Annotated in this window: 34 protein-coding genes; 2 read left to right on the forward strand and 32 right to left on the reverse strand. The window is 44.6% G+C overall.

Annotated features, from left to right (window positions below):
- Nucleotides 1-161: 161 nt before the first annotated feature.
- From rplQ to rpsJ, 28 genes are all read right to left on the reverse strand, one after another.
- Complete coding sequence (rplQ, locus tag FNC98_RS14615) at nt 162-569, reverse strand: 50S ribosomal protein L17 (protein ID WP_136736755.1); 408 nt, start codon at nt 567-569, stop codon at nt 162-164.
- A 42-nt stretch (nt 570-611) separates the two neighbouring features.
- On the reverse strand, nt 612-1,601 hold the full coding sequence (locus FNC98_RS14620) for a DNA-directed RNA polymerase subunit alpha (RefSeq protein ID WP_144035034.1): 990 nt from the start codon (nt 1,599-1,601) through the stop codon (nt 612-614).
- Between the two features lie 25 nt (nt 1,602-1,626).
- Nucleotides 1,627-2,247, reverse strand: a complete 621-nt coding sequence (gene rpsD, locus FNC98_RS14625; RefSeq protein ID WP_144035035.1) for a 30S ribosomal protein S4 — start codon at nt 2,245-2,247, stop codon at nt 1,627-1,629.
- Nucleotides 2,248-2,274: 27 nt separating this feature from the next.
- Nucleotides 2,275-2,664: a 30S ribosomal protein S11 gene (gene rpsK, locus FNC98_RS14630; protein WP_136736752.1), complete on the reverse strand. Its 390-nt coding sequence runs from the start codon at nt 2,662-2,664 to the stop codon at nt 2,275-2,277.
- A 14-nt stretch (nt 2,665-2,678) separates the two neighbouring features.
- Complete coding sequence (rpsM, locus tag FNC98_RS14635; RefSeq protein WP_144035036.1) at nt 2,679-3,035, reverse strand: 30S ribosomal protein S13; 357 nt, start codon at nt 3,033-3,035, stop codon at nt 2,679-2,681.
- 121 nt (nt 3,036-3,156) lie between these two features.
- Complete coding sequence (gene rpmJ, locus FNC98_RS14640) at nt 3,157-3,270, reverse strand: 50S ribosomal protein L36 (RefSeq protein WP_009839384.1); 114 nt, start codon at nt 3,268-3,270, stop codon at nt 3,157-3,159.
- A gap of 15 nt (nt 3,271-3,285) precedes the next feature.
- Entirely contained in the window at nt 3,286-4,611 is a 1,326-nt protein-coding gene (gene secY / locus FNC98_RS14645) for a preprotein translocase subunit SecY (protein ID WP_144035037.1), read from the reverse strand.
- A 7-nt stretch (nt 4,612-4,618) separates the two neighbouring features.
- Complete coding sequence (gene rplO / locus FNC98_RS14650; RefSeq protein ID WP_144035038.1) at nt 4,619-5,053, reverse strand: 50S ribosomal protein L15; 435 nt, start codon at nt 5,051-5,053, stop codon at nt 4,619-4,621.
- 3 nt (nt 5,054-5,056) lie between these two features.
- Nucleotides 5,057-5,236: a 50S ribosomal protein L30 gene (gene rpmD, locus FNC98_RS14655; protein WP_144035039.1), complete on the reverse strand. Its 180-nt coding sequence runs from the start codon at nt 5,234-5,236 to the stop codon at nt 5,057-5,059.
- 6 nt (nt 5,237-5,242) lie between these two features.
- Entirely contained in the window at nt 5,243-5,746 is a 504-nt protein-coding gene (gene rpsE, locus FNC98_RS14660) for a 30S ribosomal protein S5 (RefSeq protein ID WP_144035040.1), read from the reverse strand.
- 9 nt (nt 5,747-5,755) lie between these two features.
- Entirely contained in the window at nt 5,756-6,109 is a 354-nt protein-coding gene (gene rplR, locus FNC98_RS14665) for a 50S ribosomal protein L18 (protein ID WP_144035041.1), read from the reverse strand.
- 9 nt (nt 6,110-6,118) lie between these two features.
- On the reverse strand, nt 6,119-6,652 hold the full coding sequence (gene rplF / locus FNC98_RS14670) for a 50S ribosomal protein L6 (RefSeq protein WP_144035042.1): 534 nt from the start codon (nt 6,650-6,652) through the stop codon (nt 6,119-6,121).
- 11 nt (nt 6,653-6,663) lie between these two features.
- Entirely contained in the window at nt 6,664-7,056 is a 393-nt protein-coding gene (gene rpsH / locus FNC98_RS14675; protein WP_144035043.1) for a 30S ribosomal protein S8, read from the reverse strand.
- Nucleotides 7,057-7,067: 11 nt separating this feature from the next.
- A complete protein-coding gene (gene rpsN / locus FNC98_RS14680) occupies nt 7,068-7,373 on the reverse strand; it encodes a 30S ribosomal protein S14 (protein WP_144035044.1) in 306 nt (101 codons plus the stop codon).
- Between the two features lie 11 nt (nt 7,374-7,384).
- Nucleotides 7,385-7,924 carry a 50S ribosomal protein L5 gene (gene rplE / locus FNC98_RS14685; RefSeq protein ID WP_144035045.1) on the reverse strand — a complete coding sequence of 180 codons (540 nt, stop codon included), beginning with the start codon at nt 7,922-7,924 and terminating at the stop codon, nt 7,385-7,387.
- A 13-nt stretch (nt 7,925-7,937) separates the two neighbouring features.
- Nucleotides 7,938-8,252 (reverse strand): 50S ribosomal protein L24, encoded by a 315-nt coding sequence (gene rplX / locus FNC98_RS14690; RefSeq protein WP_144035046.1) that lies wholly within the window; start codon nt 8,250-8,252, stop codon nt 7,938-7,940.
- Nucleotides 8,253-8,263: 11 nt separating this feature from the next.
- Nucleotides 8,264-8,632 carry a 50S ribosomal protein L14 gene (rplN, locus tag FNC98_RS14695; protein ID WP_136736739.1) on the reverse strand — a complete coding sequence of 123 codons (369 nt, stop codon included), beginning with the start codon at nt 8,630-8,632 and terminating at the stop codon, nt 8,264-8,266.
- Between the two features lie 871 nt (nt 8,633-9,503).
- Complete coding sequence (gene rpsQ / locus FNC98_RS14700) at nt 9,504-9,752, reverse strand: 30S ribosomal protein S17 (protein WP_144035047.1); 249 nt, start codon at nt 9,750-9,752, stop codon at nt 9,504-9,506.
- The gene (rpmC, locus tag FNC98_RS14705) at nt 9,752-9,943 is read right to left on the reverse strand and encodes a 50S ribosomal protein L29 (protein WP_136736735.1); all 192 of its coding nucleotides are present in this window, start codon (nt 9,941-9,943) and stop codon (nt 9,752-9,754) included. Before rpmC ends, rpsQ begins: the two co-directional genes overlap by 1 nt.
- Entirely contained in the window at nt 9,943-10,356 is a 414-nt protein-coding gene (rplP, locus tag FNC98_RS14710; protein WP_144035048.1) for a 50S ribosomal protein L16, read from the reverse strand. The genes rpmC and rplP overlap by 1 nt, the downstream gene beginning before the upstream one ends.
- 11 nt (nt 10,357-10,367) lie before the next feature.
- Nucleotides 10,368-11,063, reverse strand: a complete 696-nt coding sequence (rpsC, locus tag FNC98_RS14715) for a 30S ribosomal protein S3 (protein WP_144035049.1) — start codon at nt 11,061-11,063, stop codon at nt 10,368-10,370.
- A 12-nt stretch (nt 11,064-11,075) separates the two neighbouring features.
- Complete coding sequence (gene rplV, locus FNC98_RS14720; RefSeq protein WP_144035050.1) at nt 11,076-11,408, reverse strand: 50S ribosomal protein L22; 333 nt, start codon at nt 11,406-11,408, stop codon at nt 11,076-11,078.
- An 11-nt stretch (nt 11,409-11,419) separates the two neighbouring features.
- On the reverse strand, nt 11,420-11,698 hold the full coding sequence (gene rpsS, locus FNC98_RS14725; RefSeq protein WP_135438210.1) for a 30S ribosomal protein S19: 279 nt from the start codon (nt 11,696-11,698) through the stop codon (nt 11,420-11,422).
- Between the two features lie 18 nt (nt 11,699-11,716).
- Nucleotides 11,717-12,541, reverse strand: coding sequence for a 50S ribosomal protein L2 (gene rplB, locus FNC98_RS14730; protein ID WP_144035051.1), 825 nt, complete (start codon nt 12,539-12,541; stop codon nt 11,717-11,719).
- A 17-nt stretch (nt 12,542-12,558) separates the two neighbouring features.
- On the reverse strand, nt 12,559-12,861 hold the full coding sequence (rplW, locus tag FNC98_RS14735) for a 50S ribosomal protein L23 (protein ID WP_144035052.1): 303 nt from the start codon (nt 12,859-12,861) through the stop codon (nt 12,559-12,561).
- Nucleotides 12,858-13,463 carry a 50S ribosomal protein L4 gene (rplD, locus tag FNC98_RS14740; RefSeq protein ID WP_144035053.1) on the reverse strand — a complete coding sequence of 202 codons (606 nt, stop codon included), beginning with the start codon at nt 13,461-13,463 and terminating at the stop codon, nt 12,858-12,860. The genes rplW and rplD overlap by 4 nt, the downstream gene beginning before the upstream one ends.
- An 18-nt stretch (nt 13,464-13,481) precedes the next feature.
- Nucleotides 13,482-14,120 carry a 50S ribosomal protein L3 gene (gene rplC / locus FNC98_RS14745; RefSeq protein ID WP_144035054.1) on the reverse strand — a complete coding sequence of 213 codons (639 nt, stop codon included), beginning with the start codon at nt 14,118-14,120 and terminating at the stop codon, nt 13,482-13,484.
- 16 nt (nt 14,121-14,136) lie between these two features.
- Entirely contained in the window at nt 14,137-14,448 is a 312-nt protein-coding gene (gene rpsJ / locus FNC98_RS14750; RefSeq protein WP_044833274.1) for a 30S ribosomal protein S10, read from the reverse strand.
- A 524-nt stretch (nt 14,449-14,972) separates the two neighbouring features.
- Between rpsJ and uvrA the strand changes: the two genes are divergently transcribed.
- Nucleotides 14,973-17,801 carry an excinuclease ABC subunit UvrA gene (gene uvrA, locus FNC98_RS14755; RefSeq protein WP_144035055.1) on the forward strand — a complete coding sequence of 943 codons (2,829 nt, stop codon included), beginning with the start codon at nt 14,973-14,975 and terminating at the stop codon, nt 17,799-17,801.
- 59 nt (nt 17,802-17,860) lie between these two features.
- Here the strand turns inward: uvrA and FNC98_RS14760 are convergent, their stop codons facing one another.
- The 3 genes from FNC98_RS14760 to FNC98_RS14770 form a co-directional block, all read right to left on the reverse strand.
- A complete protein-coding gene (locus FNC98_RS14760) occupies nt 17,861-21,019 on the reverse strand; it encodes an efflux RND transporter permease subunit (RefSeq protein ID WP_144035056.1) in 3,159 nt (1,052 codons plus the stop codon).
- Nucleotides 21,020-21,030: 11 nt separating this feature from the next.
- Nucleotides 21,031-22,137, reverse strand: a complete 1,107-nt coding sequence (locus FNC98_RS14765; protein ID WP_144035057.1) for an efflux RND transporter periplasmic adaptor subunit — start codon at nt 22,135-22,137, stop codon at nt 21,031-21,033.
- Nucleotides 22,138-22,336: 199 nt separating this feature from the next.
- A complete protein-coding gene (locus tag FNC98_RS14770; RefSeq protein WP_144035058.1) occupies nt 22,337-24,367 on the reverse strand; it encodes an NADPH-dependent 2,4-dienoyl-CoA reductase in 2,031 nt (676 codons plus the stop codon).
- A 217-nt stretch (nt 24,368-24,584) separates the two neighbouring features.
- On the opposite strand from FNC98_RS14770, the gene trmA reads away from it, so the two are divergent.
- The gene (gene trmA, locus FNC98_RS14775) at nt 24,585-25,682 is read left to right on the forward strand and encodes a tRNA (uridine(54)-C5)-methyltransferase TrmA (RefSeq protein WP_144035059.1); all 1,098 of its coding nucleotides are present in this window, start codon (nt 24,585-24,587) and stop codon (nt 25,680-25,682) included.
- A gap of 38 nt (nt 25,683-25,720) precedes the next feature.
- Here the strand turns inward: trmA and fabR are convergent, their stop codons facing one another.
- Nucleotides 25,721-26,344, reverse strand: coding sequence for an HTH-type transcriptional repressor FabR (gene fabR, locus FNC98_RS14780; protein WP_144035060.1), 624 nt, complete (start codon nt 26,342-26,344; stop codon nt 25,721-25,723).
- Between the last annotated feature and the right edge of the window lie 70 nt (nt 26,345-26,414).

Here is a 26,414-nt window from a genome sequence, read left to right on the forward strand (position 1 = left end):
TAAGCACATCCATGTGCAAAATACCCTCTGCGCATCCTGCTCACCGAAAATCGTTCCAGACATTTTCGACATACACACCATCAATGGTGCGGGAGGGTAAATACATCCGTGTATAAAAAAAGGAGCCAATTGGCTCCTTTTTTCGATTCGAATAAATTCGATTATGCTTCTGCTGAAACTTCTTGAGTCTCTTCAACAGTTTCTTCAACTGCTGGACGATCAACAAGTTCAACGTAAGCCATAGGCGCTTTATCACCAGTACGGTAACCGCATTTCAGAATGCGAGTGTAACCACCTGGACGCTCTTGGTAACGAGGACCAAGTTCGCTGAATAAAATACCTACTACTTCCTGGTCGCGAGTGCGGGCAAAAGCCAAACGGCGATTTGCTACACTGTCGTTCTTGGCCAAAGTGATTAGTGGCTCAATAACGCGACGCAATTCTTTAGCTTTAGGCACAGTAGTCTTGATGACGCCGTGCTTTACTAAAGAGCTAGCCATATTGCGGAACATCGCCTGGCGATGACTGCTATTACGGTTTAACTGGCGACCGCTTTTACGATGGCGCATAAGTTAATCCTTATCTCTTAAACTATTAAAACGATGATCGATTTAGTCGTTATCAGCGATGCTTTCTGGTGGCCAGTTCTCAAGGCGCATACCTAGAGACAAACCACGAGACGCTAACACGTCTTTGATTTCAGTCAGAGACTTCTTACCTAAGTTAGGTGTTTTAAGAAGTTCGACTTCTGCACGCTGTACTAAATCACCAATGTACTGAATCGCTTCTGCTTTCAAACAGTTGGCTGAACGTACAGTTAGTTCTAAATCATCTACTGGACGAAGAAGGATAGGATCGAAAGCTGGTTTCTCTTCTTTAACTTCTTCTTCTTTAACGTCACGTAGATCAACAAACGCATCTAGCTGTTCAGCTAAGATGGTAGAAGCACGACGAATCGCTTCTTCTGGATCTAGCGTACCGTTAGTTTCCATATCGATAACTAGCTTATCTAAGTCTGTACGTTGCTCAACACGAGCCGAGTCAACATCATAAGCAATTCTTTCAACAGGACTGAATGAAGCGTCAACTAGCAAGCGGCCAATTGCACGGTCTTCTTCTTCGGCATTGCGACGAGCAGAAGCAGGTACATAACCACGACCCATTTCTACCTTGATGCGCATACTGACTTCGCCGTCACCTGTCAAATGACAGATAACATGCTCAGGGTTGGCGATAGTTACATCACCATCATGCTGAATATCAGCAGCCAGTACAGGGCCCTGGCCTGACTTAGTTAAAGTTAAAACTGCTTCAGTTTTGCCTTCTAAACCAACAGCCAGACCTTTAAGGTTCAACAAGATTTCGATGATGTCCTCTTGGACACCTTCTTTACTGCTGTATTCGTGCAAAACACCGTCTATTTCAACTTCAGTCACTGCGCATCCTGGCATTGACGAAAGTAAGATGCGGCGTAACGCATTACCTAAAGTGTGACCAAAACCACGTTCAAGTGGCTCTAAAGTTACCTTAGCGCGAGTGGTGCTAACGTTCTCGATGCCCACTAGTTTCGGCTTAAGGAATTCGGTTACAGAACCCTGCATTATTGTCCTCTCTTAAAGTTCAGCTTTATTTCGAGTAAAGCTCGACAATCAACTGTTCATTAATTTCTGCTGATAAGTCAGAACGATCAGGAGTACGTTTAAATACACCTTCCATTTTCTTATTATCAACTTCAACCCAGACTGGTTTCTCACGTTGTTCAGCTAACTCAAGAGCAGCGACGATGCGCGCCTGAGCTTTTGCTTTTTCACGTATAGATACAACATCTTCTGGTTTAACAGCGAAAGATGGAATGTTAACAACTTTACCGTTTACAACGATAGCCTTGTGGCTAACTAGCTGACGAGCTTCTGCACGAGTAGATGCATAACCCATACGGTAGACAACGTTGTCCAAACGCTTCTCTAAAAGTTGTAACAAGTTCTCACCTGTATTGCCTTTTAGACGAGCAGCTTCTTTGTAGTAGTTACGGAACTGCTTTTCCAACACACCGTAAATACGACGAACTTTCTGCTTCTCACGAAGCTGTACACCATAGTCAGAAAGACGACCGCGACGGGCGCCGTGCTGACCTGGAATAGTTTCGATTTTACATTTCGTATCAATTGCCCTAACACCACTTTTAAGGAACAAATCTGTTCCTTCGCGGCGGCTAAGTTTTAGCTTAGGACCTAAATATCTTGCCATGTTCTTTCTCCAACTATCCTAAAAGCGTTATACGCGACGCTTTTTAGGAGGACGACAACCATTATGAGGAATAGGTGTCACGTCAGTAATGTTGGTGATTTTAAAACCAGCAGCATTTAAAGCACGGATTGCAGACTCACGTCCAGGTCCCGGGCCTTTAACGAACACTTCAATATTCTTCAAACCAAACTCTTGAGCAGCTTTACCCGCACGGTCTGCAGCTACCTGAGCAGCAAATGGAGTAGATTTACGTGAACCACGGAAACCAGAACCACCTGCAGTCGCCCAAGACAATGCATTACCTTGACGGTCAGTCAGAGTTACGATTGTGTTGTTGAAAGATGCATGGATATGCGCCATGCCATCAGCAACTTGCTTTTTAACGCGCTTACGAGCGCGAGTTGGTGTTTTAGCCATGTCTAATTACCCCGTTACTTTTTAATCGGCTTACGAGGACCTTTACGGGTGCGCGCATTAGTCTTAGTGCGTTGACCACGTAGAGGTAGACTGCGACGATGGCGTAAACCACGATAACAGCCAAGGTCCATCAGACGCTTGATGTTCATTGAAACTTCACGACGTAAGTCACCTTCTACGGTGAATTTCGCCACTTCTGTACGAAGCAAATCTATTTGTGCTTCGTCTAATTCACTGATCTTTGTAGATTCTGCGATACCAGCGTTCGCGCAAATTTCTTTTGCACGAGTTTGACCGATACCGTAAATCGCAGTAATAGCGATTACTGCATGTTTGCGATCAGGGATGTTAATGCCAGCGATACGGGCCACTAACACATCTCCTATATTAAGGTTAAAAGAAACCGGTTGAAAAGCCCGTTAGGATACTCAACCAGCATTATTTTTGCAAATTAAAGTGCCATCAATTAACAATTAATGACACTTTCCAAGATTAGCCCTGCCTTTGCTTGTGCTTTGGCTCACTGCAAATTACACGTACTACACCAGCACGCTTAACAACTTTACAGTTACGACAAATCTTTTTCACGGATGCACGAACTTTCATCTTATACTCCGTTACCTATCGGCCTAGGCCTTTTAGGTTTGCTTTTTTCAGCACATTGTCATATTGACTCTGCATCATATGAGTCTGTACTTGTGCCATGAAATCCATGATAACGACAACGATAATCAATAGTGATGTACCGCCGAAATAGAACTGAACGTTCATAAACATCATCATAAACTCAGGAACCAAACAAATAATAGTAATGTATAAAGCACCTGCCAGTGTCAGGCGAGTCATTACCTTATCAATATATCTGGAGGTTTGTTCACCAGGACGAATACCCGGGATAAACGCACCAGACTTCTTCAAGTTATCTGCCGTTTCACGCGGATTGAAAACCAATGCCGTGTAGAAAAAGCAGAAAAAGATTATTGCTGCTGCATAAAGCATTACATACAGTGGTTGACCTGGAGACATCGCAAGAGAAACCTCTTGTAAAACGTCAGCCACACCACCTTCACCTTGACCAAACCAACTGGCAATCGTACCAGGGAACAGAATGATACTTGAGGCGAAAATCGGAGGAATAACACCAGCCATGTTAACTTTCAATGGTAAGTGAGTGCTTTGCGCTGCAAACACCTTGCGACCTTGTTGGCGCTTGGCGTAGTTTACAACGATGCGGCGTTGGCCGCGCTCTACAAATACTACAAAGTAAGTTACAAGGAAGACGATAGCTCCAATCAATAGTAATGCTAACAGGTGCAAATCACCTTGACGCGCCATTTCCGCTGTTTGACCAACGGCAGATGGCAAGCCAGCAACGATACCAGCGAAAATCAGGATTGAGATACCATTACCAATACCACGCTCAGTAATTTGCTCACCTAACCACATTAAGAACATGGTACCGGTAACCAAAGAAACCATTGCGGTAAAGATAAAACCAGGACCTGGGTTTAAAACCAGGCCAGGCATCATACCTGGTAGACCATTTGCAATTGCAAATGACTGAACCGTTGCTAGTAGCAAAGTGCCGTAACGGGTGTACTGACTGATCTTACGACGTCCAGCCTCACCTTCTTTCTTTAACTCTTGCATACTCGGCACGATGTGTGTGCTGATCTGCATGATAATCGAAGCTGAGATGTACGGCATAATACCTAGTGCCAGTACAGAGGCCCGCTCAAGTGCACCACCAGAGAACATGTTAAACATTTCTGCGATGGTGCCCTTTTGTTGTTCAAACAACTGAGCAAGTACAGCGGCGTCAATACCAGGGATTGGTACAAATGATCCTAAACGGAAAACGATAATCGCTCCGAGTACAAACAATAATCTTTGTGTCAGTTCAGACGTACCGCCTTGAACTTTACTTTCCATTCCTGGTGTAGCCATAAGTGTACTATTCCTCTATTGTACCACCGGCAGCTTCAATCGCTGCGCGTGCACCTTTTGTTACTGCTAGGCCACGAACCGTGATCTTACGGTTAATTTCACCAGACAACATGATCTTTGCAGATTCAATGTTACGAGTGATAATGCCTGCGTCTTTAAGCGCGTGAATATCAACAACATCGCCGTTGATTTGGTTTAATTCGTGTAAACGAACTTCAGCGCGAACTAAAGATTTACGCGACGTGAAACCAAACTTAGGTAGACGTTGCTTAAGTGGCATCTGACCGCCTTCAAAACCAGGACGAACACCGCCGCCTGAACGTGATTTTTGGCCTTTATGACCGCGACCACCAGTTTTGCCTAGACCAGAACCAATACCACGACCAACACGCTTCTTGGCTGATTTTGCGCCAGGTGCAGGAGATAATGTGTTTAAATGCATTGTTTAGTCCTCCACCTTAACCATGTATGCAACCTTGTTAATCATACCGCGTACTGATGGAGTATCTTCTAACTCTACCGTATGACGGATACGACGTAAACCCAGGCCTTTTAAAGTTGCTCTATGAGCCGGTAAACGACCGATAGAACTTTTCATTTGAGTTACTTTAACAGTCTTAGCCATTGTCTATTACCCCAGAATGTCAGTAACGTTTAAGCCACGCTTAGCAGCAACCGATTCTGGAGACTTCATGTCAGCCAGGGCGCCGATTGTAGCGCGAACAACGTTAATTGGGTTAGTAGAACCGTATGCTTTTGACAATACGTTCTGAACGCCAGCAACTTCTAGTACTGCACGCATCGCACCACCGGCGATAATACCTGTACCTTCAGAAGCAGGTTGCATGTAAACTTTAGAACCAGAGTGCTTACCTTTAACAGCGTGCTGTAAGGTAGTGCCTTTAAGGTCGATGTTTACGATATTACGGCGAGCCTTTTCCATTGCTTTTTGGATAGCAGCAGGAACTTCACGTGCCTTACCGTAACCAAAACCAACACGACCGTTGCCGTCACCAACTACAGTTAGTGCAGTGAAGCTGAAGATACGACCACCTTTAACCACTTTTGATACGCGGTTAACAGCGATTAGCTTTTCAGCGAATTCACTTTGTTGTGTGTTTTCTACATTAGCCATTATCTACTCCTAGAATTTAAGGCCAGCTTCACGAGCTGCTTCTGCTAACGCTTGTACACGACCGTGGTATAGGAAACCTGAACGATCGAATGCAACGTCAGTGATGCCTTTGGCTGCCGCACGCTCAGCGATTGCTTTACCAACTGCTGCAGCTGCGTCTTTATTACCAGTGCCTTTCACTTCTTCACGAACTGCTTTGTCTAAAGTAGATGCAGCAGCAATTACTTCAGAACCATTAGCAGCGATCAGTTGCGCGTAAATGTGGCGAGGAGTACGGTGAACGACTAAACGATTCGCACCCAGCTCGCTGATCTTTGCACGTGTACGTTTTGCACGGCGTAAACGAGATGTTTTCTTATCCATCGTATTACCCTACTTCTTCTTAGCTTCTTTACGACGTACCACTTCATCGCTGTAACGAATACCTTTACCTTTATAAGGCTCTGGCTTACGGTAAGCACGAATATTGGCAGCCACCTGACCTATCAACTGCTTATCAGCACCTTTCAGTACGATTTCAGTTTGACTAGGAGTTTCAACGGTAATTCCTTCAGGAATTGCGTGGTCAACCGGGTGAGAGAAACCTAAAGATAGGTTTAAGTTCTTACCAGCAGCTTTTGCACGGTAACCAACACCGTTTAAGATTAAACGCTTTTCAAAACCAGTACTTACACCAACAACCATGTTGTTGATTAGTGCACGAGCAGTACCAGCTTGAGCCCAAGCGCCTTTATCTTCGTTAGCAACCGTAGTTACGATAGCGTTTTCTTCTTGAGAAACCGCAACGTCACTGTGGATAGTACGAGATAATTCGCCTACAGGGCCTTTAACTGTGATGTCTTGACCAGATAACGTAACAGTAACGCCAGCAGGTACATTCACAGGTGCTTTTGCAACACGAGACATATTTCTGCTCCTTACGCTACGATACCGATGATTTCACCGCCAAGACCCGCATTGCGAGCGGCGCGGTCAGTCATCAAACCTTTAGAAGTAGAAACAATAGCAATACCTAGACCAGCTAGAACTTGCGGAAGCTCATCACGACCCTTGTATACACGTAGACCAGGACGAGAAACACGCTTGATTGTTTCGATTACTTCTTTACCTTCGAAATATTTCAAAGTTACTTCTAACTGAGGCTTAGCTTCAGTAGATACTTCAAAACCGTTAATGTAGCCTTCTTCTTTAAGCAAGTTAGCAATTGCAACTTTTAGCTTGGAAGACGGCATAGATACTGCAACTTTATGTGCAGATTGACCGTTACGGATGCGTGTAAACATATCCGCGATAGGATCAGTCATCATAATCGCTTACTCCCTTACCAACTTGCTTTCTTAAGACCAGGAACTTCACCACGCATGGTTGCTTCACGTAGTTTGATACGGCTTAGGCCGAACTTACGCAAGTAACCGTGTGGACGACCAGTTACGTTACAACGATTACGTTGACGGCTGCTGCTCGAATCACGAGGTAAAGACTGTAGTTTTAGTACTGCATCCCAACGCTCTTCTTCCGAAGAGTTTACGCTAGAGATGATCTCTTTTAGTTCGCGACGCTTTTCAGCGTATTTTGCGACTAATTTCGCACGTTTTGCTTCACGTGCTTTCATAGATGATTTAGCCATAACTCTACACCTTATTTCTTAAACGGGAAGTTAAAGGCAGTCAGCAAAGCACGACCTTCCGCATCAGTCTTCGCAGTAGTAGTGATAGTAATATCCATACCGCGAATCTTGTCGACTTTATCGTAGTCGATTTCAGGAAATATGATTTGCTCACGCACGCCCATGCTGTAGTTACCACGGCCATCGAACGATTTAGGGTTCAAGCCACGGAAATCACGGATACGAGGAACTGAGATTGAAATTAAACGCTCAAAGAAGTCCCACATGCGCTCACCGCGTAGAGTTACTTTTGCACCAATAGGGTAGCCTTCACGGATCTTAAAACCAGCAACAGATTTGCGAGCTTTAGTTACCATAGGCTTTTGACCTGAGATTGCAGCAAGATCATTGGTTGCGTTATCTAATACTTTCTTATCAGAAATCGCTTCACCAACACCCATGTTAAGGGTGATCTTTTCAATCCGAGGGACTTGCATGACACTTTTGTATCCGAACTCTTTGGTCAGTTCAGCAACAACTGTATCTTTGTATAAATCATGCAGTTTCGCCATCGTTTACTCCAAATTAAACTAATTCGTTATTAGACTTGAAGAAACGTACTTTTTTACCGTCTTCAAATCTAAAACCAACGCGATCAGCCTTGCCAGTAGCAGGGTTTTTGATCGCAACGTTTGATACGTCGATAGCAGCTTCTTTAGTAATGATGCCACCAGCTTGTTCAAGCTGTGGAACAGCTTTCTGGTGTTTCTTAACTAAGTTGATGCCTTCAACGAAAACTTTACCTTCTGCTGGAAGAACTTTGGTGACCTTGCCACTTTTGCCCTTATCTTTACCAGCTAGGATTACTACTTCATCATTTTGATGAATTTTAGAGGCCATTATCAGACTCCTTATAGTACTTCTGGAGCTAATGAAACGATCTTCATGAACTTTTCAGTTCGTAATTCACGTGTCACTGGCCCGAAAATACGAGTACCAATTGGCTGTAAATTTGCATTTAGCATTACAGCCGCGTTGCCATCGAAACGAATGGCTGAGCCATCCTGACGACGAACGCCCTTTCTAGTGCGCACCACTACTGCATTCAGTACATCACCTTTCTTCACTTTACCGCGAGGAATCGCTTCTTTAACAGAAACTTTGATGATGTCGCCGATGCCAGCATAGCGACGGTGCGAGCCACCTAGAACCTTTATACATTGCACGCGTCGAGCGCCGCTGTTATCAGCAACGTCTAGCTGTGATTGCATTTGGATCATTTTATGTGCTCCGCTTTTGTTAAAATTCAAGGCTATTTCTAGCCCATCACTGCCTTAATTCCGTTAATCCTAGGTACCACCTGGAATCAACGGGCGCGAGATTATAACACTAGATAACTAAAAGTGGTACTTTATTTAAGCAAAAAAAAACGGTTCATCTGCATGCCCCAGTCTTCGACCCTAAACATAATCATTAACCCTCAGAAAAATCACCAGATTCCATAGATAAACTGATTACATTTTATTATCAAAAAACGTTAAGTTTTTGACTGCTAAAATGGTTGATTAACACTCGAAAAATGTATAGAAATAATACGTTAACGATATATATCAAACCCAAGTTTAGTTAACCTATATATTGTACCGTTTGCGGATAAACCAAGCAGCAGATGTTACAAAAAGGTTACTTTGCAGAATTTGTTGCTTAAACCGGTAGTTTGTTGCTTAAACCGGTAGAATTAATGGGTTAAATAGAAAGTAATGAGATTTGCAGTTGAATAGGTGCTAGATTTAATACCAATCACACTAAGTTTGTGCACAACTCAGAGTTAGGGCAGAGGTTCAGTTACAACATAGATTTTATTGATATAGTCATTCTATATTAATGAAATATAGGGCAGTAAATGGGCCTCTCACTAACTCCCTACGGGTGAGTTTTAAAGGCGTTTATCCTGCGTTACTGATTTTGACAATGGAATAACCATTCTCTGCAATCAAAGCCTTGTCTAAAAGCCTTTAAATTCTCACTGAGTGAGCAATAATTTAATGGGATTGGTATAATAGTCTATGGATTTATCCCTTGAACCAATAGACTTAATCAAAAAAAACCCTGCCGAAGCAGGGTTTTTTACGATAACAATAAAGCTAAAATTTAAGCTTTAGTCACAACGTCAACCAAAGTCCAAGATTTGCTCTTAGAGATTGGCGCACATTCGCGAATTGTTACTAAGTCACCTTCATTACATACGTTGTTTTCATCATGCGCTTTCAACTTAGTTGAACGGATCATGAATTTACCGTAGATCGGGTGCTTAACACGACGCTCAATCAGGACAGTGATAGACTTATCCATTTTGTCACTGACAACGCGACCTTGTAGAGTACGAATAGTTTCGCTCATTATGATGCTGCCTTCTGTGAAATGATAGTCTTAACACGTGCGATATCGCGACGTACATTACGTAGCAAGTGAGTTTGAGCTAGCTGACCTGTGCTTGCTTGCATGCGATAGTTAAACTGTTCGCGCAATAAGCTTAGTAATTCAGCATTAAGCTCTTCAATGCTTTTATCTTTAAGTTCGCTAGCTTTCATTACATTACCGTCCGAGTTACGAAAGTTGTTTTGAACGGAAGTTTAGCAGCAGCAAGAGCAAATGCTTCGCGCGCTAATTCTTCTGAAACACCTTCCATTTCATAAAGAACACGACCTGGTTGAATTTGGCAAACCCAATATTCAACAGAACCTTTACCTTTACCCATACGAACCTCTAGAGGCTTCTTGGTAATAGGCTTGTCAGGGAAAACTCGAATCCAAATTTTACCTTGACGTTTGATGTGACGCGTCATTGCACGACGAGCCGCTTCGATTTGGCGAGCAGTCATACGACCACGAGCTACCGATTTCAAACCATAAGTACCGAAGCTAACTGTGTTACCAGTGTCTGCAAGACCACGGTTACGCAGTTTAAACTGCTTACGGAATTTAGTACGTTTTGGTTGTAACATTACTGATTCCCCTACTTACTGCTCTTGCCTTTGCCTTTTCTTTTAGGCTTAGCTGGTGCTTCTACCTGTGCAGGCATACCACCAATAACTTCACCTTTAAAGATCCAGACTTTAACACCGATAATACCGTAAGTGGTATTCGCTTCAGCTGTTGCATAATCGATATCAGCACGTAATGTGTGAAGTGGTACACGACCTTCACGATACCATTCAGAACGAGCAATCTCTGCACCGCCTAAACGACCGCTAACTTCAACCTTGATACCTTTAGCACCTAGACGCATAGCGTTTTGCACAGCGCGCTTCATAGCACGACGGAACATAACACGACGCTCTAGTTGGCTAGTGATGCTTTCCGCAACTAGTGCTGCATCAGTTTCAGGCTTACGAACTTCAGCAATGTTGATTTGAGCTGGAACGCCGGCAATTTGAGAAACTTTCTTACGAAGTTTTTCAACGTCTTCACCTTTCTTACCAATCACAACACCTGGACGGGCTGTGTGGATAGTAACGCGAATAGACTTAGCTGGACGCTCAATTACGATTTTTGATAAAGACGCACGCTTTAATTCTTGAGTTAAGTAAGCACGAACTTCGTGGTCACCTTTCAAGTTATTTGCATAGTCTTTGCTGCTTGCAAACCAAGTAGACGCAAAAGGTTTAGTGATACCTAATCGAATACCGGTAGGATGTACTTTTTGACCCATACTAATACTCTCCTAGTTATCAGATACAACCACAGTAATGTGGCTAGTACGCTTAAGGATACGATCCGCGCGACCTTTCGCACGAGGCTTAATACGCTTCATCGTTGGACCGTCGTCAACCATGATGGTTTTAACGAATAGTTCATCAATGTCTGCACCTTCGTTGTGTTCAGCGTTAGCAATCGCTGAGTTAAGAACTTTCTTCACCAGAACAGCAGCTGACTTGTTGCTGTACTCTAGAATTTCAAGTGCTTTCTCAACTTGCAAACCGCGGATTTGGTCAACGACCAAACGAGCTTTCTGAGCTGAACCACGGGCAAATTTATGTTTAGCAATAGCTTCCATTTAATTTCCCCTTATCTTTTCTTCGCTTTCTTATCAGCAGCATGGCCGCGATAAGTACGAGTTGGTGCAAATTCACCTAGTTTGTGACCAATCATTTCATCGGTAACAAACACAGGAACGTGTTGACGGCCATTATGGACAGCGATGGTCAATCCGATCATGTTAGGGATGATCATTGAACGACGGGACCAAGTCTTAATTGGTTTTTTATTCCCGCTTTCCAAAGCTTTCTCTACCTTCGTCAACAAGTGTAGGTCAATAAATGGACCTTTCTTGAGAGAACGTGGCATGGTAATTCCTCTTTATAATTACTTAGTACGACGACGGACAATAAACTTGTCAGTGCGCTTGTTTTTACGGGTTTTGTAACCTTTAGTAGGTACACCCCAAGGTGATACTGGATGACGGCCACCTGAAGTTTTACCTTCACCACCACCGTGCGGGTGATCAACCGGGTTCATAGCAACACCACGAACGGTTGGGCGAACACCGCGCCAGCGTGAAGCACCTGCTTTACCCAGAGAGCGAAGCATGTGTTCAGCGTTACCAATTTCACCAAGAGTCGCACGACATTCCGCTTCAACTTTACGCATTTCGCCAGAGCGAAGACGTAGAGTTACATAAGCGCCGTCTTTAGCAACTAATTGTGCATAGGTACCAGCAGCACGAGCGATTTGAGCACCTTTACCAGGCTTAAGCTCGATCGCGTGAATAACACTACCTAGTGGTACATTGCGAAGTGGCAATGTGTTACCAGTAGCAATAGGAGCATCAACACCAGACTGGATAGAATCACCAGCTTTCAGGCCTTTTGGAGCCAGGATGTATTTACGCTCACCATCTGCATAAAGTACTAGTGCGATGTTTGCACTACGGTTTGGATCATACTCCAAACGCTCTACTTTAGCCGGGATACCGTCTTTGTTACGTTTAAAGTCGATAACGCGATAGTGATGCTTGTGACCACCACCAACGTGACGAACTGTAATGCGACCAGTATTGTTACGACCACCAGACTTAGAGTTTTTCTCTAACAATGGAGCGTAAGGCTTGCCTTTGTACAGATCCGGGTTTACCACTTTAACGACGTGGCGACGACCCGGAGAAGTAGGCTTACATTTAACAATAGCCATTTTAGTAACCTCTCCTATTACTCTGCGCCGCCGACGAAGTCGATGTCGCTACCTTCTTTAAGAGTTACGTAAGCTTTTTTCCAATCGCTACGACGGCCCATACGCATACCAGTGCGCTTAGCCTTACCCTTAACATTCAAAGTGCGAACACCTGTCACTTCAACTTCGAAAAGTTTTTCAACAGCTGCTTTGATTTCAGCTTTATTGGCATCCGTAGCTACTTTGAAAACAATCGTGTTGTTTGCTTCAGCAGATAGGGTTGCTTTTTCAGAAATGTTTGGTGCCATTAACACCTTCAACAAACGTTCTTCGTTGATCATGCTAACATCTCCTCAATTTGCTTAACTGCATCAGCAGTTACCAATACTTTCTCGAAACCAACCAGGCTAACAGGATCGATACCAGCTACGTCACGAACATCAACTTTGTATAAGTTACGAGCAGACAAGAACAAGTTCTCATCAACTTCTGAAGTTACGATTAATACGTCTTTTAACTCCAGATCTTTTAACTTAGCTACCAATTCTTTAGTTTTTGGTGTTTCTACCGCAAAGTTGTTTACTACAACTAGACGCTCTTGACGTACTAGTTCAGATAGGATGCTTTTGATCGCACCACGGTACATTTTACGGTTAACTTTTTGGCTGTGATCTTGTGGCTTAGCAGCGAATGTTACGCCACCAGTACGCCAGATTGGACCACGAGTTGTACCAGCACGAGCACGGCCAGTACCTTTTTGACGCCATGGCTTCTTACCACCGCCGCTAACTTCTGAACGAGTCTTTTGAGCACGAGTACCTTGACGAGCACCTGCTGCATAAGCAACAACTACCTGATGTACCAGAGCTTCATTAAACTCACGTCCAAAGGTTGCTTCGGAAACTTCAAGAGCGCCTGATGCGTCTTTTAATGCTAATTCCATCACAAATCTCCTCAGACGTTAGGCTTTAACAGCTGGTTTAACAATCACGTTGCTGTTAGTAGCGCCAGGTACTGCACCTTTGATAAGAAGCAGATTGCGCTCAGCGTCAACGCGAACTAATTCAAGGTTCTGAGTAGTAACTTTCTCAGCACCCATGTGACCAGACATTTTTTTGCCTTTAAATACACGGCCTGGTGTTTGACACTGACCGATAGAACCGTTTGAACGGTGAGAGATAGAGTTACCGTGAGTAGCATCTTGCATAGAGAAGTTCCAACGCTTGATACCACCTTGGAAACCTTTACCTTTAGAGGTACCAGTAACATCTACCAGTTTGGTTTCATTTAAAACGTCAACAGTTAGTTCACTGCCAGTTTCAACGCCTTCACCTTCACCGTCTGCTAAACGGAATTCCCACAGACCACGGCCTGCTTCGATACCTGCTTTAGCAAAGTGACCTGCTAACGGCTTAGTAACACGGTTAGCTTTCTTGCTACCAGTTGTTACTTGTAATGCGCGATAACCATCGTTTTCAAGAGTTTTAACTTGAGCAACGCGGTTCGCTTCAACTTCTACGACTGTAACTGGAACTGATACGCCATCTTCAGTGAAGATACGAGTCATGCCCACTTTACGTCCGACTAAACCAATAGTCATAGTCAAAACTCCTCTATTAACCCAAGCTGATCTGTACGTCGACACCAGCAGCCAAGTCTAGACGCATAAGAGCATCAACAGTTTTCTCGGTAGGCTCAACGATATCAATCATACGCTTGTGAGTACGGATTTCGTACTGGTCACGAGCGTCTTTGTTTACGTGTGGAGAAATCAGAACAGTGAAACGCTCTTTGCGAGTAGGAAGTGGAATAGGACCACGAACCTGAGCACCAGTGCGCTTTGCAGTATCTACGATTTCTGCGGTTGATTGATCAATCAGACGATGATCGAACGCTTTCAAACGAATGCGAATTCTTTGATTTGACATGGAATCAAATCCCCAATTAAAAAGAACGAACAAAGCACAACTCATCACCTTCTTATTGAGAAGGGGAGTGTACCGCTTATATTATCATTCAACCCCAAATCGGGGTTGCTGTGGCTAGCAATCGCTTAGCTTATCCAAAGAACAAGTCGGTGGATGAACCAACCGAGCTAACAAAATACCTGCCTGATCACTCAGACAAGTGCGCGTATTATACAGAAGCAAACTTTAAACGCAAGGCTAATGATTAAAAAAACACCATCTCTTATACCAATCACACTCACTCCCAGCGGCTGAGCAATAATTTAATGTGATTGGTATTACATCAAGCTTGCAGACCTTTATTTGCGGGCGTCGAACCGAAACTCATCGAAACCCAATTTTATCCATTATATAAACCTTTAATCTCTAACAATTTCTTTTCAGATAAAGCGCTCAGAGATGCTAATTGTTTGTTTATTGTGTCATAATGAAGGATTGTTAATCCGCCCCCGAATTCATCGGGGGTTATTTTAGTGGAAGTGGTTATGCAGGAAATCGAAGTACGGGGCGCCCGCACTCATAACTTGAAGAATATTGATCTTACTATCCCTCGCGACAAACTTATCGTCATTACCGGTTTATCTGGTTCCGGTAAATCTTCCTTAGCGTTCGATACCTTGTATGCTGAAGGACAGCGCCGTTATGTTGAATCATTATCGGCCTATGCCAGACAGTTTCTATCATTAATGGAAAAGCCGGATGTTGATCATATTGAAGGGTTATCGCCGGCCATATCCATTGAACAAAAATCCACATCTCATAACCCACGCTCCACAGTTGGTACCATTACTGAGATATACGATTACCTCCGCCTTTTATATGCGCGTGTTGGTGAGCCACGATGTCCAGACCATCATGAGCCTTTATCAGCGCAAACCGTTAGCCAGATGGTCGATAAGGTACTTGAATTGCCAGAAGGCACCAAAGTCATGTTGCTTGCGCCGGTTGTGCAAGACCGAAAAGGTGAACACATTAAACTATTGGAAAACCTTGCGGGCCAGGGTTATATCCGCGCAAGAATCGATGGCGAGGTATGTGATTTAAGCGATCCTCCACCGTTAGACCTGCATAAGAAACATACCATTGAAGTCGTGGTTGACCGCTTAAAAGTGCGTGATGACATTCAATTGCGCCTGTCAGAATCCTTTGAAACCGCCCTTGCTTTATCGGACGGTGTGGCGACGGTTAGCTTCATGGATGAACCGGATCGTGCGCCGTTATTGTTTTCCGCAAACTTTGCCTGTCCGATATGCGGCTACAGCATGGCAAAACCAGAACCAAGATTATTTTCCTTTAATAACCCGGCTGGCGCCTGTCAAAGCTGTGATGGTTTGGGTATCAAACAGTTCTTTGATCCACACCGTGTCGTTACTAATGAAGATTTAAGCCTGGCCGGTGGCGCGATTCGCGGCTGGGATAAGCGCAATTTTTATTACTTTCAGATGCTAACTTCGTTATCTGAGCATTATGGTTTTGCCCTGGATAAGCCATTTAAAGAACTAAGTACTGAGGTGCAGCAAATTATTCTTAACGGTTCAGGCAAGCAGGAGATTGAGTTTCGTTACATGAACGACCGCGGTGATATCGTGGTTCGCAAACATCCTTTCGAAGGTATTCTGGTTAATATGGATCGCCGTTATCGTGAAACGGAATCGAATGCGGTCAGGGAAGAGCTCAGTAAATATCTCAACTCGCAGCCTTGTCCGTCCTGCGAAGGTTCGCGATTGAGATTGGAAGCCCGAAACGTATTTGTCGGCGATACTCCGATTCAGCATGTTACCGAATACTCCATCGCTGATGCAGAACAATTCTTTCGTGAATTAACCATGGAAGGACAAAAAGGGCAGATTGCCGAGAAAATACTTAAAGAGATCAACGACCGTCTCGGTTTTCTGGTAAATGTTGGTTTGAACTATCTAACCATGTCGCGCAGTGCCGAAACCCTGTCAGGTGGTGAAGCGCAACGTATCCGTCTGGCCTCGCAAATCGGTGCAGGTCTTGTCGGTGTTATGTATGTACTGGATGAGCCATCAATTGGTTTGCACCAACGCGATAACGAGCGCTTATTGAAAACTCTGATTCATCTTCGCGATCTTGGTAATACCGTGATCGTAGTTGAACATGATGAAGATGCTATTCGCGAAGCCGATCACATTATCGATATTGGTCCTGGTGCTGGTGTTCATGGTGGTCAGGTAATCGCACAGGGCGACTATCACGCAATCATCAATAGTAAAGACTCACTTACTGGTAAGTATTTAAGTGGCAAAGAGGGTATTGATGTACCGGCGAAACGACACAAGGTCAAAAAAGATGAAATGATCCATCTTACCGGCGCCACTGGCAACAATCTTAAAGAAGTCGAACTGGAGATTCCAATCGGATTGATGACCTGTATTACCGGTGTTTCCGGCTCAGGTAAGTCTACCTTGATTAACGATACCTTGTATAAGATTGCCCATATCGAGCTAAACCGCGCCACTTTGGATGAGCCTTCGCCCTATAAAACCATTACCGGCCTGGAGCATCTCGACAAAGTTATCGATATCGACCAAAGCCCGATAGGTCGCACGCCTCGTTCCAACCCAGCTACTTACACCGGTATTTTTACCGCCATTCGCGATATCTTTGCCGCTACTCAAGAGTCCCGTTCACGCGGATATAAACCGGGTCGCTTTAGCTTTAATGTCAAAGGTGGACGCTGTGAAGCCTGTCAGGGCGACGGTGTTATCAAAGTAGAAATGCACTTTTTACCTGATGTTTATGTCCCTTGTGATGTCTGTAAAGGCAAACGCTACAATCGCGAAACGCTCGAGATCCGATATAAAGGCAAAAACATTCACGAAGTACTGGATATGACCATTGAAGATGCGTTCGAGTTCTTCGCACCAATTCCTGCGGTTAAACGCAAATTGCAAACCCTGATGGATGTTGGCTTGTCCTACATTAAACTTGGTCAATCTGCGACGACGCTATCTGGTGGTGAAGCCCAGCGGGTGAAGTTATCAAAAGAGCTATCTAAGCGTGATACGGGAAAGACCTTGTATATCCTGGATGAGCCGACCACAGGTCTGCACTTTCATGATATTCGTCAGTTATTACAGGTTCTGCATCGCCTACGAGACCATGGTAATACCGTCGTGATCATTGAGCACAATCTGGATGTTATCAAAACTGCTGATTGGTTAGTAGACCTCGGTCCAGAAGGTGGTTCTGGCGGTGGCGAGATATTGGTAAGTGGAACGCCGGAAACCGTGGCCAAACACAAGGACTCTCACACTGGCAGATTCCTGGCACCAATGTTAAACAACTAATGTCGATAGCTATGCAAAGAAAACGGTCAACCAGACTCACAATAGGTTGACCGTTTGAACTAGGTTTTCTGTTGTTCCGCACGCCTGGCTTTGTCGGCAACGTCTGCCGCTTCAGTTTTTGAGCCGAGTTTTTCGCGGATTATCTGGAACAACACAAAAAATACCGGCACGAAAATACATCCTAAAAATGTTGCCGAAACCATTCCACCCCATACGGCATGACCCATGGTATTTCGACTTGCAGCACCTGCGCCTGAGGCAAGAACCAGTGGCGTAACCCCGAGAATAAACGACAGAGCCGTCATCAATACTGCCCGCATCCTCAGTTTCGCCGCTTCAACCGCGGCGCCGATGATCGACATGCCTTTCTCTTCTCTCAATACTTTGGCAAACTCGACAATCAAAATTGCGTTACGGCAAGCCATACCTATCATCAACACCAGACCAATTTGCACATAAAGATTCAAGGTGCCATTCATCAGGGTCACGAACAATAATGAGCCTAACAATCCGATTGGAACACATAGCATGATGGCAAATGGCGTGAGCCAACTTTCGTATTGCGCCACCAAAAATAGGAAGGTAAACAGTACCGCCAGTAAAAACAGAGTAACCATACCACCGGAGGTTTTAACCTCCTGATAAGTTTGGCCGGTCCATTCATGGGCATAACCATCAGGCAAAGTCTCGGTGACCGCATTAATTGCCGCGATAGCCTCACCAGAGCTGTAACCCGGCGCCGGCATGACAATTATTTGCGTAGCATTGTAAAGGTTGAAACGCGCTGATACGTCGGCTCCGATTGTCGGCTCAAAATTGGAAAAACTCGAAAAACGCACCATCTCGCCATCCGCCGCTCTGACATACAGACTATTGAGATCCCCTTCATCATTCCGATAACGCGCCTCGGACATAATATTCACCTGATAGTTCTTACCAAAGCGGGTGTAATCATTAACGTAACGTTTACCGAATAAACTACCGATAGCAGTATTAATCGCTCCCGGGTCGAGCCCTAGCAACATAGCTTTCTCATAATCGATATTAAGACTCAATTGTGGCACATTGGCAGTATAAGTAGAAAACGCGACGGCAATTTCTGGTCGTTGCATTAACTCGCCAACAAGTTGCATATACACAGGCCCAAGTGATTCCGTTGAACGCCCGAGCCTGTCTTCGAGAATCATGGTTACACCTGAAGTGGCACCCAATCCCGGAATCGCTGGCGTCGACATAACCAGGCTTTTAATTTCCCGGTTACTCTGCATGATTTGCGTGGTTTGCGCCATAATACTCGCCTGCGACAACTCTTCGGTTTGCCTCTGTTCCCAATCGTCCAGAGTAATTATTAACATCCCGGCATTGGTCGCTAATGCCCCTTTGATCATACTAAAGCCATTAGCAGTAACGATGCTTTGCACGCCAGGAATTTCTTTTATCTGATTAGTCAGTTTATCGATTTCGGTAATGGTTCTATCTAAGGTCGATGCCTCGGGTAACGAAATATCTACCAAGAAGTTGCCTTTATCTTCTTCAGGAATGAATCCGCCAGGCATGTTCGAGCCCAAATAAGCGATATACGCCATCAACGAGCCAAACAAGATTAAGGTGACGATTAGGTGCCTGGACAGCAAAGCAACCGTTGCTCCATAACCCCCCATCATTTTATTGATAAAAGCATTGAACCAACCCAAAGGACCTTTAGTGGGTAAGGCGGTTGGTTTTAACATAATGGAGCATAGCGCTGGTGTCAGAGACAAAGCAACAATCGTGGAGATAATGGTAGAAGCAACAATGGTCACTCCAAATTGTTGATACAAAATACCAACCATTCCTGGCGCTAAGGAAACGGGCACAAATACTGCCATGAGTACCAGAGCCGATGCAATTAATGGCGCGGTCACTTCTTTCATTGCTTTAGATGTGGCTTCTTTCGGCGGCAAGTGCTCCTCATGCATGATGCGTTCGACATTTTCAATAACCACAATGGCGGCATCAACCACCACCCCTATCGCTAGGATCAGGCCAAACATAGTAATGGTATTGATATCCATCCCAAACATCTGCATCACGACAAAGGTTGCAACTAACGAAACAGGTATGGCGATAGCTGGGATTAGGGTTGCGCGAAGATTCTGTAAAAACAGGAAGGATATGATTACCACCAAGCCGACAGCTTCAAATAGGGTGTCATAAACTTCGGCCATCGACGTTTTAATGAATAAAGTAGAGTCGTAAGCAATTTCGTATTCAATATCTTCAGGAAAACCCTGGCTGATAATTTCCATTTGCGCATGCAGATCATTAGCCACTTGCAACGAATTGGCACCAGGTGCCAGATAGGCAATCATCAACGGACTTTCCATATCGCCGAGTTTCGACATCGAATTATATTTTTCCGCGCCAAGCTCTACTCTGGCAAAATCCTTGATACGAACCAGACTGCCGTCTTCCTCAGCCCTAACGACAATGTTGGCAAAATCATTAATGGACTTTAAACGCCCTCGGGTTTTAATGGTGTATTGAAACACTTGACCTTGAGGTGCCGGGTTTTCACCGATTTTACCTGCCGATATTGTTGTATTCTGGCTGGCGATTGCCGCCGTAACATCCTGTTCATTAATACCCAAGCCAGCCATAATCTCGTTATCGACCCAGACGCGAACTGAGTAGTTTTTCTCGCCAATAATTTTTAGCTCACCAATGCCGTTTACTCTGGCCAATGAGTCCCGAAGGTTTAACGACATATAATTGGACAGGAATAGGCCGTCGTAGGTACCCTTTGGTGAAAACAGGTTTATTGACAGTAACATCGAGGGCGAAACTTTCGCGACGGTCACCCCGAGCTGTTTAACTTCCATTGGAAGTTTACTCATCGCTTTGTTCACTCGGTTTTGCACTAAGGTTTGCGCTAAATCGGGATCAGTGCCAATTTCAAAAGATATTCGACATAGGTAAGAGCCATCATTTGAGGATTTGGAGTCGATGTACAACATTCGCTCTACCCCATTTACCTCTTGCTCGAGTACGGAAGCAACCGTATCGCGAATAGTATTGTGATCCGCACCCGGATAAAAAGCGGTAATTTGCACCTGCGGCGGGGCAACACTGGGATAAAGGGAAACCGGCATATTTAAAAACGTTAATACTCCGGCCAAGGTCATTATAATAGAGACTACAATCGCAAATTTAGGGCGATTTATGAAAAACTCAATCATCCTGATACTCCCTATTCAACCACGGGAGTAACGGGCAGGCCTTCCTTAGCCCGCAATATTCCTGAAACAATGACTCTGTCTCCGGGTTTAAGTCCTTCTTCTACGACCCAATCAGTCCCCACCCGAGAACCAAATTTAAGGTGGCGTTTGCTGGCAATATTGTCTTTATCTATGGTCATCACATAGCGACCAACCTGGTCTTCCTGCACCGCTTTTTGCGGCACCATAATGCTTTTCGTCGATTTTTTATCGGTGGCTATTAAGGTGACATTTTGTCCGCCAAGTAATACGCCATCTGGATTTGGAAATACTACTCGATAGGTTACGGTGTTACTTCGCTCGGAAACCTTATGACCGATGTAGTCGAGTTTGCCAGGATGTTCATAGATATCGCCATTGGGTAACTCCAGCTCGATAACCGATATTTTCTCGGCTTTGGTACCTTTGAGTTTGGCGACGATATCAAAGTGTCGTTGTGCACCAACCTGGCTGTATACTTCGATGGAGTCATTGGCAATAATTTCAATCATCCAGCCAAGATCCGGGTCAACCATATCCCCACGTTTCACTTTGGTAATCCCGGCAATACCATCGATTGGCGAAACCACTTCGGTTTTTAATAACTGTACTTCAGCAGCCTGTAGTGCCGCGTTAGCGGTTGCCAGTGCCGCTTTGGCCTCGTCGTACTCAACTTTTACGCGCTTAGTATCAAGCTTACTGAGTACCTCTTCTTCAGCCAGGGCGACCGACATGTCGTAACGGGTTTTTGCTAATTCAACGGCAGCAAGAGCCCGTGCAACCGCGCCTTTTTGTTTTGCGACTTCCGCTTTAAAGGGTTGATCATCAATCTTAAATAAGGGATCGCCACGTTTAACTTCTTCGCCTTCAACAACCATACGCTCAACAACACGGCCAGAGACTTCGGGATAAATTTCGACAGATGACAGCGCCGCAGTTTTTGCAGCATAGCGATGGGATACATTGAGTTTCTCGACATTGATTTCGAGAATACCGACTTCAGGTGGAGGGGGGGCTTTTGCCTCCTGTTGTTTTTTCTCACAAGCAGATAACAACAATAGAGACAACACCACTATTGGGACACCAAAACAAAACCGCATGGACAAACTCCTGAATTCTTAATCGAACACGGTGAGTGCAATATAAGAACGCAAGTTAATGGTCTGGTCTGATGCTCCCTGCGGTTAAAAGCCAGTTAACCGAATAACTTCTTTATATTCATTCATCAATCAGTACTCAATTTATACTAGTCTAATATGCTGAAATTAAAATGAAGTTTCCGGTAAAAATGAAATAAATTTATATCCTTGCAGCCAATTCCGCACCTTGCCTAATGGCGCGTTTGGCATCGAGCTCAGCGGCAACATCAGCACCACCAATCAGGTGACACCTCTCACCAAGGTCATTGAGCTGTTTATAAAGGCTGTCATTGGACTCCTGACCTGCACAGATAATGATGTTGTCGACTTCCAGTAAGTGTTGCTCACCTTGTATTGAATACACCAAACCCTGATCGTTGATTTGCTCATACTGAACCCCCGGAACCATATTCACATGATGGTTTTTCAGGGTGTTGCGGTGGATCCAGCCAGTGGTTTTACCAAGGTTGGCCCCCACTTTGGTTTCCTTACGCTGCATCAAATAAATTTCCCGGTCATGTTTTAAATCGTGATCGATAGGAAGCAAGGCTCCTGGGTTGGTATATTCGGTATCAATGCCCCAGGCTTTCAACCAGCGTTCCTGGTTGGTGGTCAAAGATTCTTCTTCAACCAAATAAGTTGCGACATCAAAGCCAATGCCGCCAGCGCCGATAATGGCCACTTTCTTGCCAACCGGCTGATGATGTTTCAATACGTCCAGATAGCTCATTACTTTCGGATGGTTAACACCCGGAATATTCGGCGTTCTTGGATTAATACCTGTGGCAAAGACAATGTCATCATAGCCTCGAGTGCGCAACGATTCGACATCCTGGAAGCTATTAAGGTGTAGTTCTACATTATGCTTTTCAAGCTGCCTCTGGTAGTAACGCAAGGTCTCATAAAACTCTTCTTTTCCTGGTACCTGTTTGGCGTAATTAAACTGGCCACCAATTTCGCTGGCCCCGTCAAACAAGGTAACCTTATGACCGCGCTGAGCGGCATAGCAACTGAATGCTAAGCCCGCAGGTCCAGCGCCAATCACCGCAATATTCTTTTCGGTAGTGGTTCTTTCAAAAGTCAGCTCGGTTTCGTAACAGGCTTGAGGATTTACCAGGCAAGTGGCTCGTTTTTGCTCAAATACATGATCCAGACAGGCCTGGTTACAGCCGATGCAGGTATTAATATCTTCAGGGCGCCCTTGGGCAGCTTTATTGACAAAATCAGCATCGGCTAAAAATGGTCTTGCCATCGATACCATGTCTGAATGTCCTTCTGCCAACACGCGCTCGGCAACATCTGGCATATTGATACGATTTGTCGCTACCAACGGCACACTAACCTCCCCCATCAAACGCTTGGTGACCCAGGTAAATGCGGCTCTGGGAACACTGGTAGCTATGGTCGGGACCCTGGCTTCATGCCAGCCAATGCCGGTATTAATGATGGTTGCCCCTGCCGCCTCAATAGCCTTAGCCATCGTTACGATTTCTTCCCAGGTGTTACCACCTTCGACTAAATCTAATAACGATAAGCGGAAAATAATAATGAAATCTTTACCAACCTTTTCACGCACCGCGTTGACAATTTCAACACCAAGTCGCATACGATTCTCGATACCACCACCCCATTTATCGGTTCGGTGATTGGTGCGCTTACAGCTGAATTGATTAATCAGATAGCCTTCCGAGCCCATAATTTCCACACCATCGTATCCCGCTTCCTTGGCTAATTTCGATGATTTGGCAAAGTCTTTAATGGTCGAATGTATTTTGCGTTCAGATAATTGCTTAGGTTTGAATGGATTTATGGGGGCTTTTATCGGGCTGGCCGATACAGAAAATGGATGATAGGCATAACGGCCTGTATGCAGCAGCTGTAAACAAATTTTAGTTGGATATTTATGAACAGCGTCGGTAATGGCTTTGTGTTTCTTTACATGCCAGAACTTACTGAGTTCGGACCCCATTGGTGCTACCCGCCCGCGAAAGTTAGGGCTAATACCACCGGTAACAATTAATCCGACGCCGCCTTTGGCCCTGGCTTCATAAAACGCAGCCAGCTTTTCAAAACCATTAGACTCCTCCTCAAGACCAGTATGCATTGACCCCATCAAAACACGGTTTTGTAGGGTAGTGAAGCCCAGGTCTAACGGGGCAAGTAAATTTGGATAAGGAGTTGAAGTTGTCATTATACACCTAACATCGGACCAGTTATGGACCTCATTAAACCAGATAAATATTCACTTTAAAACACTTGTTTGAAAATAACTGTACTATTCTCGACCGAGGTTTTCTCGCAAACTTTACCAATGCTTTCATTCACAAGTTAAACTTAACCTTAACTTAAGTTCCAATTTCTTTTAAGTTTGGCTAAAATTCGCCCCCAAATTTGCAGCAGGTACGGTTATGTTAAGCCACATTCATCCAGACAATTACGACGCACAACTTGAAAAGAAAAAAGCAGCGATGCAAGCGCTATTTGCGGAGTTTTCTGTTCCTCAACCGCAAATCTTTGAATCTCAGCCTCTACATTATCGTTTACGGGCAGAGTTTCGGGTCTGGCATGAGGGCGATGATCTTTACTACATTATGTTTGATCAACAAAGCAAACAGAAATTTCGCGTTGATCAATTCCTACCTGCCAGTGAAATCATCAATGAAGCAATGCCGGCATTACTTGATGATATTCGTGATAAAGACATTCTGCGCCGAAAACTGTTCCAGGTTGATTTCTTATCTACCTTAAGCGGCGAGCTACTGATCAGTATGTTGTATCACAAGCCACTCGATGAAGAGTGGCAATCTCAAGCCAAATTGCTGAACGAGCGGTTAAATAAGCTGGCAAACATTTCCATTATCGGTCGGGCTCGCAAGCAAAAAGAGATTATCGGCAAAGATTTTGTCACCGAAGAGTTAAAAGTTGACGGCAAACAGTTTCGCTATCATCAGGTTGAAAATAGTTTTACTCAACCTAATGGTGGAGTGAATGAAAAAATGCTGAGCTGGGCTCGTGCGGCAACCAAAGATATTGGTGGCGATTTAGTCGAGCTTTACTGTGGAAACGGCAATTTCAGCATCGCTTTGGCAGAGAATTTTGACAAGGTTTTGGCCACGGAAATATCCAAAAGCTCGGTCGCGTCGGCACAAATAAACATTGAAGATAACGGCATTGAGAACCTGAAAATTATTCGCATGTCGAGTGAAGAGTTTAGCCAGGCAATGAATGGCGAACGCACGTTCCGCCGCCTTGAGGGGCTGGATTTGAAGCAATATGGTTATCAAACCGTGTTAGTCGACCCACCACGCGCAGGCCTGGATCCGGATTCCGTGGAACTGGCGAGTCGCTTTGATCAGATCTTATATATCTCCTGTAATCCGAATACTCTGCGAGATAACTTAAAAACACTGATTAAAACCCATGAGGTTGAATCGTTCGCGTTATTTGACCAGTTTCCGTATACCGACCATATCGAATGCGGCGTGGTATTAAAGCGTCGCAAGTAATATTGCCAGAACGCAAAAACCAATCAGCTGGCTTAATGTCAGCTGATTTCACCAATTTTTCTTAAATGCAAATCCATCGCACCACGGGCGATAAAACGTAGTTGTTTAATGGTTCGCTCGGTCAGTTCATCTATTTCGTTAGGATCGACATCAAGCGCTTCAGCACCAGCGCTAAATACGATAGTAACCGCCGCATGGGCCTGTAAAAAACTGGTGTCGGCATCGAGCTTATTGGCCTGTTGCAGATAGTCACACAGTTCCATCGTAAAGTAGCGAATTTCCCGATTAACCGCTGCACGGAATTCCTTTGATGTGCCCGAACGCTCTCGCAGCAACAAGCGAAAAACATTGGGATTGGCTTCGATAAATTCCATAAACGTCTTTACCGAAATCTGGATTACCGAACCGCCCTTTTCAATCCGCTGACGAGCCTGACGCATCAACTGTCTTAACGTCAGGCCAGCCTCATCGACCAGGGTCAGACCAAGTTCATCCATATCCCGAAAGTGGCGGTAAAATGACGTCGCTGCAAGACCTGCTTCTTTGGTGACTTCGCGAAGGCTAAGGTTAGAAAAACTCCGTTCTGCACTCAACTGATTTAATGCGGCATCAATCAGCAAGCGACGGGTTTTTTCTTTTTGTTGTGCGCGGATCCCGGACATAAAATGTATTCCCTGTATTCAATCTACAAATAGTAACACAAGTTTTTACTGCTTTGCTTGACTAGGTAGA

The sequence above is a fragment of the Thalassotalea sp. PS06 genome, assembly GCF_007197775.1.
Classification (GTDB): domain Bacteria; phylum Pseudomonadota; class Gammaproteobacteria; order Enterobacterales; family Alteromonadaceae; genus Thalassotalea_A.

Excerpts from the sequence above, each read along its gene's own strand:
- rplQ (WP_136736755.1), bottom strand. The coding sequence starts at position 569 with ATGCGCCATCGTAAAAGCGGTCGCCAGTTAAACCGTAATAGCAGTCAT.
- FNC98_RS14620 (WP_144035034.1), bottom strand. The coding sequence starts at position 1,601 with ATGCAGGGTTCTGTAACCGAATTCCTTAAGCCGAAACTAGTGGGCATC.
- rpsD (WP_144035035.1), bottom strand. The coding sequence starts at position 2,247 with ATGGCAAGATATTTAGGTCCTAAGCTAAAACTTAGCCGCCGCGAAGGA.
- rpsK (WP_136736752.1), bottom strand. The coding sequence starts at position 2,664 with ATGGCTAAAACACCAACTCGCGCTCGTAAGCGCGTTAAAAAGCAAGTT.
- rpmJ (WP_009839384.1), bottom strand. The coding sequence starts at position 3,270 with ATGAAAGTTCGTGCATCCGTGAAAAAGATTTGTCGTAACTGTAAAGTT.
- secY (WP_144035037.1), bottom strand. The coding sequence starts at position 4,611 with ATGGCTACACCAGGAATGGAAAGTAAAGTTCAAGGCGGTACGTCTGAA.
- rplO (WP_144035038.1), bottom strand. The coding sequence starts at position 5,053 with ATGCATTTAAACACATTATCTCCTGCACCTGGCGCAAAATCAGCCAAG.
- rpmD (WP_144035039.1), bottom strand. The coding sequence starts at position 5,236 with ATGGCTAAGACTGTTAAAGTAACTCAAATGAAAAGTTCTATCGGTCGT.
- rpsE (WP_144035040.1), bottom strand. The coding sequence starts at position 5,746 with ATGGCTAATGTAGAAAACACACAACAAAGTGAATTCGCTGAAAAGCTA.
- rplR (WP_144035041.1), bottom strand. The coding sequence starts at position 6,109 with ATGGATAAGAAAACATCTCGTTTACGCCGTGCAAAACGTACACGTGCA.
- rplF (WP_144035042.1), bottom strand. The coding sequence starts at position 6,652 with ATGTCTCGTGTTGCAAAAGCACCTGTGAATGTACCTGCTGGCGTTACT.
- rpsN (WP_144035044.1), bottom strand. The coding sequence starts at position 7,373 with ATGGCTAAATCATCTATGAAAGCACGTGAAGCAAAACGTGCGAAATTA.
- rplE (WP_144035045.1), bottom strand. The coding sequence starts at position 7,924 with ATGGCGAAACTGCATGATTTATACAAAGATACAGTTGTTGCTGAACTG.
- rplX (WP_144035046.1), bottom strand. The coding sequence starts at position 8,252 with ATGGCCTCTAAAATTCATCAAAATGATGAAGTAGTAATCCTAGCTGGT.
- rplN (WP_136736739.1), bottom strand. The coding sequence starts at position 8,632 with ATGATCCAAATGCAATCACAGCTAGACGTTGCTGATAACAGCGGCGCT.
- rpsQ (WP_144035047.1), bottom strand. The coding sequence starts at position 9,752 with ATGAGCGAAACTATTCGTACTCTACAAGGTCGCGTTGTCAGTGACAAA.
- rpmC (WP_136736735.1), bottom strand. The coding sequence starts at position 9,943 with ATGAAAGCTAGCGAACTTAAAGATAAAAGCATTGAAGAGCTTAATGCT.
- rplP (WP_144035048.1), bottom strand. The coding sequence starts at position 10,356 with ATGTTACAACCAAAACGTACTAAATTCCGTAAGCAGTTTAAACTGCGT.
- rpsC (WP_144035049.1), bottom strand. The coding sequence starts at position 11,063 with ATGGGTCAAAAAGTACATCCTACCGGTATTCGATTAGGTATCACTAAA.
- rplV (WP_144035050.1), bottom strand. The coding sequence starts at position 11,408 with ATGGAAGCTATTGCTAAACATAAATTTGCCCGTGGTTCAGCTCAGAAA.
- rpsS (WP_135438210.1), bottom strand. The coding sequence starts at position 11,698 with ATGCCACGTTCTCTCAAGAAAGGTCCATTTATTGACCTACACTTGTTG.
- rplB (WP_144035051.1), bottom strand. The coding sequence starts at position 12,541 with ATGGCTATTGTTAAATGTAAGCCTACTTCTCCGGGTCGTCGCCACGTC.
- rplW (WP_144035052.1), bottom strand. The coding sequence starts at position 12,861 with ATGATCAACGAAGAACGTTTGTTGAAGGTGTTAATGGCACCAAACATT.
- rplD (WP_144035053.1), bottom strand. The coding sequence starts at position 13,463 with ATGGAATTAGCATTAAAAGACGCATCAGGCGCTCTTGAAGTTTCCGAA.
- rplC (WP_144035054.1), bottom strand. The coding sequence starts at position 14,120 with ATGACTATTGGTTTAGTCGGACGTAAAGTGGGCATGACTCGTATCTTC.
- rpsJ (WP_044833274.1), bottom strand. The coding sequence starts at position 14,448 with ATGTCAAATCAAAGAATTCGCATTCGTTTGAAAGCGTTCGATCATCGT.
- uvrA (WP_144035055.1), top strand. The coding sequence starts at position 14,973 with ATGCAGGAAATCGAAGTACGGGGCGCCCGCACTCATAACTTGAAGAAT.
- FNC98_RS14760 (WP_144035056.1), bottom strand. The coding sequence starts at position 21,019 with ATGATTGAGTTTTTCATAAATCGCCCTAAATTTGCGATTGTAGTCTCT.
- FNC98_RS14765 (WP_144035057.1), bottom strand. The coding sequence starts at position 22,137 with ATGCGGTTTTGTTTTGGTGTCCCAATAGTGGTGTTGTCTCTATTGTTG.
- FNC98_RS14770 (WP_144035058.1), bottom strand. The coding sequence starts at position 24,367 with ATGACAACTTCAACTCCTTATCCAAATTTACTTGCCCCGTTAGACCTG.
- trmA (WP_144035059.1), top strand. The coding sequence starts at position 24,585 with ATGTTAAGCCACATTCATCCAGACAATTACGACGCACAACTTGAAAAG.
- fabR (WP_144035060.1), bottom strand. The coding sequence starts at position 26,344 with ATGTCCGGGATCCGCGCACAACAAAAAGAAAAAACCCGTCGCTTGCTG.